Genomic DNA, 11,986 nt, shown 5'->3' with positions numbered 1-11,986 from the left:
GAGCCATACCTTTGCGGTGCCGACCGGAGAGCGCAACCCCCGTGCGTTACTTTCGGGTTACGTACCCGGGGATGCCCGCCTCATGTCAAGAACCCCCGGAGCAGCGCGGCCGTCCCCGAGCAGTGCTCCCGCATCACCTCGCGCGCCGCGTCCGCGTCCCCGTCCAGGACCGCCTCCACCAGGGCGGTGTGCTGGTGCTGGGAGTGCTCCAGGTTGCGTACGAGCAGCGGGATGCAGTCCAGGAGATCGTTCACGGTCGCCCGGACGGCGGCGTACTGTGCGGTGAGCGTCGGGGAGCCGGAGAGCTCGGCCAGGGTGAGGTGGAGCAGGGTGTCCTGGCGGCGGTAGTCGGCCAACGGGGCGTCATGGGTGGCCGCGACGGCCGTCCGCAGCCGCTCGGCGCCCGCCGCGTCGAGACCGTGGGCCGCGCAGAGTCCGGCGGCCCCGACCTCCAGGACCTCGCGGAAACGCAGGGTGTCCTCCACGTCGACCGTGGCGATCCGGCGGCGCAGCTCGTCCTCGTCGGCGGTCTGGACGCGGGGGAGCACGAACGTTCCGCCGTAGCGGCCGCGCCGGCTCTCCACGAGGCCCTGCTCCTGGAGGACCTTGAGGACCTCGCGCAGGGTCACCCGGCTGATCCCCATCCGGTCGGCCAGTTCCCGCTCGGCGGGCAGGCGCTCCCCGCCGGGCACGAGTCCGAGCCGCACCACCTGCAGGATCTGCTCCAGGGCCTCCTCGAAGCCGTTGCCCGCCCGGACCGGCCGCAGCACGGGCGTCAGCCGGTCCGCCGATTCACTCGTACCGGCCATGTTGTCGATTCCCTCTCGTCAGCACTTCCCAAGCAATGGTCTTCCGCAATACCTTATGGCTTCCGGCAGGCCGAAGGAGGAGCAATCCCGTGGCAGACCGCAAACCCCCGCTCACCGTCGAGGAGCTCCGTGCCCTCGTCGCGAGCGGCGAGATCGACACCGTCGTCCTGGCCTTCCCCGACATGCAGGGGCGGCTCCAGGGCAAGCGGTTCGCCGCCCCGTTCTTCCTGGACGAGGTACTCGGCCACGGCACCGAGGGGTGCAACTACCTCCTGGCCGTCGACACCGAGATGAACACCGTCGACGGCTTCGAGATGTCCTCCTGGGACCGCGGCTACGGCGACTTCGCGATGCACCCCGACCTCACCACCCTCCGCCGACTCCCCTGGAACGAGGCCACCGCCATGGTGACGGCGGACCTCGCGTGGGGCGACGGCACCCCCGTCCTCGCGGCGCCCCGCCAGATCCTCCGGCGCCAGCTGGAGCGTCTCGCGAAGCACGGCTTCACCGCCCACGTCGGCACCGAGCTCGAGTTCATCGTCTTCAAGGACAGCTACGAGCAGGCCTGGGACGCGAACTACCGCGGCCTCACCCCCGCCAACCAGTACAACATCGACTACTCCGTCCTCGGCACCGGACGCATCGAACCCCTCCTGCGCCGCATCCGCAACGAGATGACGGGCGCCGGACTCACCGTCGAGTCCGCCAAGGGCGAGTGCAACCCCGGCCAGCACGAGATCGCCTTCAAGTACGACGAGGCCCTCGTCACCTGCGACGGACACGCCGTCTACAAGACGGGCGCCAAGGAGATCGCCGCCCAGGAGGGCTACTCGCTCACCTTCATGGCGAAGTACAACGAGCGCGAGGGCAACTCCTGTCACATCCACCTCTCCCTCCAGGACGCGGAGGGCAGGAACGTGATGGCCGGGGACGCCCCGCACGGGATGTCCGCGACCATGCGGCACTTCCTGGCCGGACAGCTCGCCGCCCTCCGCGACTTCTCCCTCCTCTACGCCCCCAACATCAACTCCTACAAGCGGTTCCAGCCCGGTTCCTTCGCGCCCACCGCCGTCGCCTGGGGCCACGACAACCGCACCTGCTCGCTCCGGGTCGTCGGCCACGGCCGCTCCACCCGCTTCGAGAACCGCCTCCCCGGCGGTGACGTCAACCCGTACCTCGCCGTCGCCGGCCTGGTCGCCGCCGGCCTGTACGGCATCGAGCAGCAGCTCGAACTCCCGGAGCCCTGCACCGGGAACGCCTACACCGCCGAGTACGCGCACGTGCCCACCACGCTGCGCGAGGCCGCCGAACTCTGGGAGACCAGCGAGATCGCCAAGGCCGCCTTCGGGGACGAGGTCGTCGCCCACTACCGCAACATGGCCCGTGTCGAACTCGACGCCTTCGACGCGGCCGTGACGGACTGGGAACTGCGGCGCTCCTTCGAACGCCACTGACGCGAAGGCGAATGACGCGAACGCGAACACCGGCGCCGTGGACACCGCTGACGCGAACGCGAACGCGAACGCGAACGCGAACGCCGGCGCCGTGGACACCGCTGACGCGAAGGCGCATGACGCGAACGCGAACGCGAACGCCGACCCCGTACACGCGAACCCCTCTGACACGAAACACCGCGAGAGGAACGAGTTGCTCCAGGTACTGAACCCGGCGACCGAGGAGCCGGTCGCCACCGTCCCCGCCGCCACCCCGGCCGACGTGGACGCCGCCGTCGCACGGGCCGCCGCCGCCCAGCGCGGCTGGGCCGCCGCCGCGCCCGCCGACCGGGCCCGGCTGCTCCGGCGCTTCGCCGCCGTCGTCGACGACCACGTCGAGGAACTGGCCCGTCTCGAAGTCACCGAGGCCGGCCACACCATCGGCAACGCCCGCTGGGAGGCCGGCAACGTCCGCGACCTGCTCGACTTCTCCGCCGGGGGAGTGGAGCGTCTCAACGGCCGCCAGATCCCGGTGGCCGGCGGCCTGGACGTCACGATCCTCGAACCGCTCGGGGTCGTCGGCGTCATCGCCCCCTGGAACTTCCCCATGCCGATCGCCGCCTGGGCCACCGCACCCGCCCTCGCCGCCGGCAACGCCGTCCTCCTCAAGCCCGCCGAGACCACCCCGCTCACCGCGCTCCGGCTCGCCGAGCTCGCCCTGGAGGCGGGGCTGCCCGAGGGCCTCTTCCAGGTCCTCCCCGGCACCGGACCGGTCGCGGGCAACGCCCTCGTCGAACACCCCGGCGTCCCCAAGATCGTCTTCACCGGCTCCACCAGGGTCGGCAAGTCGATCATGGCGAAGTGCGCCGGCCAGGTGAAGCGGGTCACCCTCGAACTCGGCGGCAAGAGCCCCAACATCGTCTTCGCCGACGCGGACCTCGAAGCCGCCGCCGCGGCCGCGCCCATGGCGTTCCTCGACAACAGCGGCCAGGACTGCTGCGCCCGTACGCGCATCCTCGTCCAGCGGAGCGCGTACGACCGCTTCATGGAGCTGCTCACCCCCGCGATCGAGGAGATCGTCGTCGGCGACCCCGCCGACGAGCGCACCCAGATGGGCCCGCTCATCTCCCGCGCCCAGCTCGACCGCGTCCGCTCCTACGTGCCGGACGACCTCCCCGGCATCCGCGGCAAGGCCCCCGAGGGACCCGGCTTCTGGTTCCCCCCGACCGTCCTCACCGGCCTCCCCGAGGACGCACCCTGCGCCGTCGAAGAGGTCTTCGGACCCGTCGCCGTCGTCCTCCCCTTCGAGGACGAGGCCGACGCGATCCGCCTCGCGAACGCCACCGAGTACGGCCTGTCCGGCTCGATCTGGACCCGGGACGTCGGCCGCGCCCTGCGCGCCTCCCGCGCCGTCCGGGCCGGCAACCTCTCCGTCAACTCCCACTCCAGCGTCCGCTACTGGACTCCGTTCGGCGGCTACCAGCAGTCCGGCCTCGGCCGCGAACTCGGCCCCGACGCCCTGACCGCCTTCACCGAAACCAAGAACGTCTTCATCAGCACGGAGGCCTGAGCACACATGACCAGCACCCGCACCGAAGAGATCGTCTGCCGCCGGCTCGTCGGCCGCACCGCCGTCATCACCGGAGCCGGCAGCGGCATCGGCCTCGCCACCGCCCGCCGCCTCGCCTCCGAGGGCGCCAACGTCGTCTGCGGCGACATCGACGAGACCGCCGGCAAGGCCGCCGCCGAAGAGGTCGGCGGAACCTTCGTGAAGGTCGACGTCACCGACCCCGAGCAGGTCGAGGCACTGTTCAAGACCGCCTTCGACACCTACGGCTCCGTCGACATCGCCTTCAACAACGCCGGCATCTCGCCGCCCGACGACGACTCCATCCTGGAGACCGGCCTCGACGCCTGGAAGCGCGTCCAGGACGTCAACCTCACCTCGGTCTACCTGTGCTGCAAGGCCGCCCTGCCGTACATGCGCCGCCAGGGCAAGGGCTCCATCATCAACACCGCCTCCTTCGTCGCGATCATGGGCGCGGCCACCAGCCAGATCTCCTACACCGCCTCCAAGGGCGGCGTGCTCGCGATGTCCCGCGAGCTGGGCGTGCAGTTCGCCCGCGAGGGCATCCGCGTCAACGCCCTGTGCCCCGGACCGGTGAACACCCCGCTCCTCCAGGAGCTGTTCGCCAAGGACCCCGAGCGCGCCGCGCGCCGCCTCGTCCACATCCCGGTCGGCCGCTTCGCCGAGGCCGAGGAGATCGCGGCCGCGGTCGCCTTCCTCGCGAGCGACGACTCGTCCTTCGTCAACGCCAGCGACTTCCTGGTCGACGGAGGCATCGCGGGCGCGTACGTGACGCCCCTCTAGACCGCCGCCACACCCCCACACCCCCACATCCCCACCGGGCAGCCGGGCGTCGCAAGGCGCCCGGCTGTTCGGCGTCCACAGCAGCACCGACAGGAGAGTGATCATGAACCAGCGTGCCCGGCTCCGATCGTCCGCCGTCACCGCCGCCCTCGCCCTCGCCGCGACGAGCCTCGTCTCCGCAACCGCAACCGCCACCGAGGCGCCGCCCCGGGACCACCGCACGCCCCGGCCCTGCCCCACCCTGCGGGTCTCCGAGGGCTGGTACGGCGACAACAAGGCCCGGATCGACGCCCTCGTGGCCGAGTACTGCCACGACAAGGGCGGAAAGCCCGTCGCGGTCTTCGACTGGGACAACACCGTCATCAAGAACGACGTCGGTGACGCCACCTTCCACTGGCTCCTCCGGAACGACCGCGTACGCCCGCCCCGGGACGGCGACTGGTCCACCACCAGCCGCCACCTCACCCCGGAGGCGGCCACCGCCCTCGGCGCCGCCTGTCCCACCGCGGTACGCGTCCTGCCCACGTCCACCGACACCCGCTGCGCCGACGAGCTCCTCTCCGTCTACGCCTCGGGCGCCACCACGGCCGGGAAGACCGCCTTCGCGGGCCACGACCGCCGCCGCATGGAGCCTCAGTACGCCTGGCTCGCCCAGCTCCTGCGTGGCTGGACCACCCGCCAGGTCGAGTCGTTCGCCGCCGCCGCCCGCGCCGAGAACCTCGCCGCCCCGCAGGGCGCCACCCAGCGCGTCGGCACCGCCCAGGTCACCGGCTGGGTCCGCTACTACCCGCAGCAGCGCGACCTGATCCGCACCCTCCGGGACGCCGGCTTCGACGTGTGGATCGTCTCCGCCTCGCCCGAACCCGTCGTCGACGTCTGGGCGAAGGGCGTCGGTGTCGCCCCCTCCCACGCCATCGGCATCCGCAACACCACCGAGCGCGGCCGGCTCACCGCCCACCTCAAGGGCTGCGGAACGGTGCGGGACGGCGAGGACACGATGATCACCTACATCGACGGCAAGCGCTGCTGGATCAACCAGGAGATCTTCGGGGTCCGCGGCCCCGCCGCGGAGCGTGTGCAGCCGGCCTCACGGCGCCAGGTGTTCGCCGCGGGCGACTCCGACACCGACGTCTCGTTCCTGAGGGACGCCACCGGCCTGCGGCTGGTCCTCAACCGCAACAAGAACGAACTGATGTGCCGGGCGTACGAGAACGGCGACGGCCGCTGGATCGTCAACCCCATGTTCATCGAGCCGAAGCAGCGGAAGACCGCCCCGTACCCCTGCGCGAGCACCGGCTACACCGCGGGCGACGGCACGGCGGAGCCGGTGCGGCGGCCCGACGGAAGCGTGATCCCGGACCAGCCCGACCGGGTCTTCTGACGAGGCCTGCAGGAAGGCCTGGGCGAGGGTCCGGAGGAGGCCTGCGCGAGGGCCTGGGGGTAGGCCTGGGGGAGGGCCTAGAGGAAGGTCTGGCCCTCACCCCGGTACGTGGGGACGGTGGCGGTGATCCGATCGCCCTCGATCAGCCGCAGACTCGCGAACCGCTCACACAGCTCGCCCGCCTTCGCATGCCGGAACCACACCTTGTCGCCGATCCGCAGATCGTCGGCGGGCGAGCCGATCAGCGGGGTCTGCACCTCGCCCGGACCCTCCTGGGGGTCGTACACGAGCCCCTCCGGGAGGTACGGCACGGGCAGCCGGTCCGGCCCGGCGGCGCCGGACGCCGGATAGCCGCCCCCGAGGACGGTCACCACACCGACCCCCGGCCGACGGACCACGGGCTGCGCGAACAGAGCCGCGGGCCTCCCGCTGAACGAGGTGTAGTTGTCGAAGAGCCGCGGCACGAAGAGCCCCGAACCCGCGGCGATCTCCGTCACCGCGTCCTCGGCGGCCGTGTGCTGCACGCTGCCGGTGCCGCCGCCGTTCACGAACTCCAGGTCCGGCGCCACGGCCCGTACGGCACGCACCACGGCCGCCCTGCGCTCGGCCAGCTCCCTGCGGGCCGCCGCCTGCATCAACCGGATCGCCCGCGACCGCAGCGGCCGGCCCGCGATCGAGTCCCCGACCCCCGCCACATGCCCCTCGTACGCCATGACGCCGACCAGCCGGAACCCGGGGCGCCGCACCACCGAACGGGCCAGCTCCGCGAGTTGCGCGGGCTCGCGCAGCGGGGAGCGGAGGGCACCGACGCGGATCCGGCCGCCGAGGAGGCTGAGCGCCGTGTCCAGCTCCAGACAGACCCGGACCTCCTCCGTCCCACCCGCGCGGGAGGCGTCGATCAGATCCAGCTGCGCCACGTCGTCGACCATCACCGTCACGGCGGCGGCCAGCTTCGGGTCGCGCGCCAGCTCACCGAAGCCGGCGCGGTCCGCCGACGGATAGGCGAGGAGCACGTCCTCGAACCCGGCACGGGCCAGCCACAGCGACTCGTCGAGCGTGAACGACATGATCCCGGCGAAGCCCTCCCGCGCCAGCACCCGCTCCAGGAGCGCCCGGCATCGCACGGACTTGCTCGCGACCCGGACGGGCTTGCCGCCGGCCCGTCGCACGAGGTCGTCCGCGTTGGCGTCGAAGGCCTCCAGATCGACGATCGCCACGGGCGCGTCGAGATGAGCGGTGGCCCGGTCGTAACGGGCCCGGTCGGCGGCACGGGGAGTCATGGCCCGAGCTTGCCAGACAGGTTTACGGGTGGGTAGCCCCTGGGTTCCCGTACCAGGGGGAACAGCCCGTAGAGTGACGGGCATTGTCGACACGAGCGGGGGGACGGGGATGACCGGCGAACAGCGCCCCGGCACGACCTCCCGCATCACGGACGCCCTTCTCCGACCGGACCCTGACCCGGCTCCGTCCGAGATGGAGATGACGACGCGGCTGCGACCGATCAGGCCGGGGGACGCGCCGCCGACTCCGGCGGGCGGACCGGCCGCCCCGGCGACCGTGCCGAGGCCCGCCGAGACCGCGCCCCGTCCGGCCGCAGGACCCACCGCCCCGCGGACCGGGGCCCCGCCCCGCCCCACGGCCGCTCCGACGGCACCGACAGCACCGCCGCGCGCGGCCTCGATGCCTGCCGCCCGCCCGGAGCCCGGCCCGGCGGCCCGAGCCCCCGAGGCTCCGCCGCGGCCCGCGACCCCGGCAAGCCCGCCTGGGGGTACGGCTCCAGGGCGCCCCGCATCGGCGACGTCCGGCCCGGCGGCCCCTCCTGCGGCCGGGCCCCGTCCGGCGACCCCGTCCGGTGGGCCCTCCGGCCCGACGGCTCCGCCCCGGGCGAGCTCCGCGGCTTCGCAGCCGATGCCTCCGTTGGCGGGTTCCGCGAGTTCTGCGAGTTCCCCGAGTTCCATGGGCTCTGCGGGTTCCGCGAGTTCCATGGGCTCTGCGGGTTCGACGCCTGGGACACCGCCCCGCCCGGCGCCCGCTCCGGCCGCGCCGTCCCGTCCGTCGGTTCCTCCGGCTTCCCCGGTCTCCTCAGTGGCCTCCGCCGCGGTGGTCTCGGGCGAGACCGGCGGCTCGCACCGGTCGACCCCCGCTCCTTCGAACCGCGCCCCCGTTCCCGCCCCCGCCACGGGTCCGGCGGCGGCAACTCCGGGGCGGCCGATGCCCGGTCCCTCCGCTCCGGCGCCCGGCGCCCCCTGGCAGCCCGCGCCCCCGGCCCCGTCCCGACCCGCGCCCGCGACCCTCCCGCGCCCGGCCGCCGGTCCCACCGCCACTGCGCCGCAGCCCGCGCCGACGGCCCTCGCGCCCGCCCGGCCGGCGCCCCGCCGGCCGCACCCCGCGCCCGCCGCCGAGGCCCCCGCCCCGGCCGCTCCCGCGACGCACGCGGCCCCCGCCTCCGGCCACGCCGTCCCCCACCACGCCCGGCCCCACGCCACCCCGTTCGGCCACGTCCACGGTCACGGCGCCCACCGGGCCGTCACCGCGGCCCTGCCGCCCGAGACGCCCTTCGAGACCACCACCCGGCTCCGGCCCGTGCGGGAGCGCCGGACCGGGCGGGCCATCGCCGTCGGCGTCTGCGCCGTGCTCGGGATCGGGCTCATCGGCGGGGCCCTCACCGGCATGTGGCTGGCCGCCGCCGAGCCCGGGGAGCCCGCCGAACCCGCCGGCTACACCCAGGCCAAGGACCTCTGGCACAACGCGCCCGTCGACACCCTCTTCCCCCGAACCCTCGCAGGACCCGGCGCGGGCCCGGGGGGCGCCGCCCGTACCTGGACCCGGATCGTCGTCGCACCTGACGCCGCCTGCTCGCCGGCCGTCCTGGCCAAGGGCCTCCTCGCCACCCTCGAGCCGCTCGGCTGCGAGCGCGTCCTGCGCGCCACGTACACCGACGCCACCGCCAGCAGCGTGATCACCGTGGGCCTCGTCTTCACCCGCGCCGACGCCACCACCCAGCGCACTCTCGGCCAGGGCCTCACCACCCGCCTCGGCCAGGACGTCCCCCCGGCGCTCTCCGGCCCCGGCACCGTCGCCGCCCGCTTCGGTGTGAAGCAGCGGGCCGGCTGGTGGCTGAACGCCCCCACCGACCTCCCCGTCGTCGTCACCGCCGTCTCCGGTTTCGCCGACGGCCGTGCCGTCGAGGCCCCGCAGCCGGCCGACCGTGCCATGACCGCGGGCCGCACCGACGCCGCCGCGCAGTCCGGCCTCGGCCACGAGGCCAAGAACATCACCCTCCGCTTCGAGCAGCTGCTGCGCACGGCCGTCGCCCCGCCGAAGAAGGACAAGGACGAGGACGCCCGGTGACCCGCCTCCGTACTCCCGCGGCCGTCCTCCTGACCACCGCCTTCGCCGTCCTCCCCGCCACCACCACGCCCGCGTACGCCGACACCATCCGGGCCCGGCAGTGGGGCCTCCAGGCCCTTCACACCACGGAGGCCTGGCAGACCACCAAGGGCGAGGGCATCACCGTCGCCGTCCTCGACACCGGCGTCGACGACCGGCACCCCGACCTCGAGGGTTCGGTCCTCGCCGGCCGCGACCTCGTCGGCTTCGGCGCCTCCCGGGGCGACCGCGCCTGGGCCCGGCACGGCACCGCCATGGCCGGGATCATCGCCGGGCACGGCCACGGCCCCGACGGCGGCGACGGCGTCCTCGGCATCGCCCCGGACGCCAGGATCCTGCCCGTCCGGGTCATCCTCGAAGGCACCGACAAGTCCCGCGACAAGGCCCGCAAGACCCGTGGCACCGCCCTCGCCGAAGGCATCCGATGGGCTGCCGACCACGGTGCCGACGTCATCAACATGTCCCTGGGCGACGACTCCAAGTCCGCCCACCCGGACGCCGGCGAGGACGCCGCCGTCCAGTACGCCCTCGCCAAGGGCGTCTCCGTCGTCGCCTCCGCCGGCAACGGCGGCGAGAAGGGCGACCACATCTCGTACCCCGCCGCCTACCCCGGCGTCATCGCCGTCACCGCGGTCGACCGCTACGGCACCCACGCCTCCTTCTCCACCCGCCGCTGGTACGCCACCGTCAGCGCCCCCGGTGTCGACATCGCCATCGCCGACCCCGACCGCCGCTACTACGAGGGCTGGGGCACCAGCGCCGCCGCCGCGTTCGCCTCCGGAGCCGTCGCCCTCGTCCGCTCCGCGCACCCCGACCTCACCCCGGCGCAGGTCAAGCGGCTCCTCATCGACACCGCCCGCAGCCGCCCCAAGGGCGGCCGCAGCGACGCCAAGGGGTACGGGACGGTCGACCCGGCCGCCGCGATCGAGGCCGGCGCGAAGATCAGGGGCGGCGACCCCAAGACAGCGGCCACCGGCTACCAGGGCCGCCACTTCGGCCCCGGACCGCTTCCCGCCCCGGAGGAGAGCCGTCCCGTCGGCCTGCTCGCCCCGCTCACCGGCGGCCTCGGCGCCCTGCTCCTCCTCACCGCCGTGATCCTCCGCCGCGCCCACCGCACCGACTAGGCCCACGGGACCCACGGGACCCACGGGACCCGCCGGACCCACCGGACCCACGGGACCGGCTAGGCCCCACGGACCCACCGGACCCGCCAGGACCCGGCGGACGAACAGCCCCCGGTCGGCGGTTAGGCTCGGTGCGTGGCGCTCAAGAACATCCCGGACCCCGGTTTCTCCGACGACGACGGCACCGCCGACCCGCGGCTCGCCGCGGCCCTCGCGGCCTGGGCGGAGGACAGAACCGCCCACGGCCCCGTCCTCGACGCACTGCGGGAGGCCCGGCTGCTCGTCCCCGTCGTCGCCGTCCTCGGCGAGGTCGAGACCGACGAGAACGGCCTGCGCCGGGAGAAGACCAGCGACATGGCGGTCCCCACCCTCACGGCCGGTGACCGGCGCGCGCTGCCCGCCTTCACCTCGATCGCCTCGCTCGCCCTGTGGGACCCGGAGGCCCGGCCCGTCGCCGTCCCGCTCCACCAGGCGCTCCAGGCGGCCGCGCACGAGAAGGCCGACACGGTCGTCCTCGACCTCGCGGGCCCGGTGCCGTACCAGCTGACCGGACCGGCCCTGCTCGCCCTCGCCGAGGGCCGCACCAGCGCCGACCCGCTCGACGACCCCGCCGTACGGGAAGCGGTACGGGCCGCGGTCGCCGCCGAGCCCGCGGTGCTCCGCGCCCACCTGGGGCCCGGCGCCGCCGACGGCACCCTTGCCCTGGTCCTCGCCGAGGGCGGCTCCCCGGCGGAGGCCGCCCAGCGCGTGGCCCGCGCCCTGGCGGCCGACGAAACACTGAGGGCCCGCCTGGTGCGGGGCCTCGACCTGGCACTCCTGCCGGCCTCGGCCACGCCTCCGGGCGAGCCCTTCTACGTGAAGAACTAGGCGACGGGGGCGTACCCCGCCCCCGACCGGCTCCTAGCCGTACACCGGCCCCGTGTACTTCTCGCCCGGCCCCTGGCCCGGCTCGTCCGGGATCAGGGACGCCTCGCGGAAGGCGAGCTGGAGGGACTTCAGGCCGTCGCGCAGCGGCGCCGCGTGGAAGGACGAGACCTCCGTCGCGCCGGCGTCGAGCAGGCCGGCGAGGGCGTGCACCAGCTTGCGGGCCTCGTCGAGGTCCTTGTACTTGTCGCCCTCCTCGGTGAGCCCGAGCTTCACCGCGGCGGCGCTCATCAGGTTGACGGCGACGGTCACGATCACCTCGACCGCGGGGACCTCCGCGATGTCGCGGGTCATGGCGTCGAAGTCGGGGGAATCGGCGGTGTCGGGGGAGTCCGGGGACTCGTTCTGGGGCGTCTCGCTCATGCCTCATACGATATGCCGGTCCTCGGTTAGCGGAGACCGCCGGGTCCTGCTAACCTTGTGTAACGACCGGCCGGACACGTGTGTGCCCGGCCCACAAGTGGAGGCTCCGTACTCCCACCTGACCACCCTCACGGGTGGCGGGTCACCGGTCAGGTGGCGCCCATCGTTCCGTACGGACGATGGAGCCGCCC

At 73.9% G+C, this 11,986-nt stretch carries 10 protein-coding genes; 7 read left to right on the top strand and 3 right to left on the bottom strand.

From position 1 onward, the window contains the following. Window positions 1-80 precede the first annotated feature (80 nt). Window positions 81-809 (bottom strand): FCD domain-containing protein, encoded by a 729-nt coding sequence (locus ACIP84_RS22530; RefSeq protein WP_355960983.1) that lies wholly within the window; start codon window positions 807-809, stop codon window positions 81-83. Between the two features lie 89 nt (window positions 810-898). Here ACIP84_RS22530 and ACIP84_RS22525 point away from each other — a divergent pair, with 89 nt between their 5' ends. From ACIP84_RS22525 to ACIP84_RS22510, 4 genes are all read left to right on the top strand, one after another. Then, entirely contained in the window at window positions 899-2,263 is a 1,365-nt protein-coding gene (locus tag ACIP84_RS22525) for a glutamine synthetase family protein (protein WP_401799695.1), read from the top strand. 193 nt (window positions 2,264-2,456) lie between these two features. Then, window positions 2,457-3,812, top strand: coding sequence for an aldehyde dehydrogenase family protein (locus ACIP84_RS22520; protein ID WP_401800021.1), 1,356 nt, complete (start codon window positions 2,457-2,459; stop codon window positions 3,810-3,812). A gap of 6 nt (window positions 3,813-3,818) precedes the next feature. Then, a complete protein-coding gene (locus tag ACIP84_RS22515; RefSeq protein ID WP_401799693.1) occupies window positions 3,819-4,613 on the top strand; it encodes a 3-oxoacyl-ACP reductase in 795 nt (264 codons plus the stop codon). Between the two features lie 103 nt (window positions 4,614-4,716). Beyond that, entirely contained in the window at window positions 4,717-5,994 is a 1,278-nt protein-coding gene (locus tag ACIP84_RS22510; protein ID WP_401799690.1) for an HAD family hydrolase, read from the top strand. 77 nt (window positions 5,995-6,071) lie between these two features. Here ACIP84_RS22510 and ACIP84_RS22505 read toward each other — a convergent pair whose 3' ends face one another. After that, window positions 6,072-7,274, bottom strand: coding sequence for an amino acid deaminase/aldolase (locus ACIP84_RS22505; RefSeq protein WP_401799688.1), 1,203 nt, complete (start codon window positions 7,272-7,274; stop codon window positions 6,072-6,074). A 931-nt stretch (window positions 7,275-8,205) separates the two neighbouring features. Between ACIP84_RS22505 and ACIP84_RS22500 the strand changes: the two genes are divergently transcribed. The 3 genes from ACIP84_RS22500 (at window position 8,206) to ACIP84_RS22490 (ending at window position 11,375) form a co-directional block, all read left to right on the top strand. Beyond that, window positions 8,206-9,345 carry a hypothetical protein gene (locus ACIP84_RS22500; RefSeq protein WP_401799686.1) on the top strand — a complete coding sequence of 380 codons (1,140 nt, stop codon included), beginning with the start codon at window positions 8,206-8,208 and terminating at the stop codon, window positions 9,343-9,345. After that, on the top strand, window positions 9,342-10,508 hold the full coding sequence (gene mycP / locus ACIP84_RS22495; RefSeq protein WP_401799684.1) for a type VII secretion-associated serine protease mycosin: 1,167 nt from the start codon (window positions 9,342-9,344) through the stop codon (window positions 10,506-10,508). Before ACIP84_RS22500 ends, mycP begins: the two co-directional genes overlap by 4 nt. Before the next feature lie 135 nt (window positions 10,509-10,643). Continuing rightward, window positions 10,644-11,375: an SseB family protein gene (locus tag ACIP84_RS22490; RefSeq protein WP_383589105.1), complete on the top strand. Its 732-nt coding sequence runs from the start codon at window positions 10,644-10,646 to the stop codon at window positions 11,373-11,375. Window positions 11,376-11,408: 33 nt separating this feature from the next. Here ACIP84_RS22490 and ACIP84_RS22485 read toward each other — a convergent pair whose 3' ends face one another. Then, window positions 11,409-11,795 (bottom strand): DUF1844 domain-containing protein, encoded by a 387-nt coding sequence (locus ACIP84_RS22485; protein WP_030316083.1) that lies wholly within the window; start codon window positions 11,793-11,795, stop codon window positions 11,409-11,411. Window positions 11,796-11,986: the final 191 nt, after the last annotated feature.

Source organism: Streptomyces sp. NPDC088707 (genome assembly GCF_044752725.1).
Lineage (GTDB): Bacteria > Actinomycetota > Actinomycetes > Streptomycetales > Streptomycetaceae > Streptomyces.
Note: the sequence above shows the minus strand (reverse complement) of the source record. Positions and strands in the feature narration are given on the sequence as shown.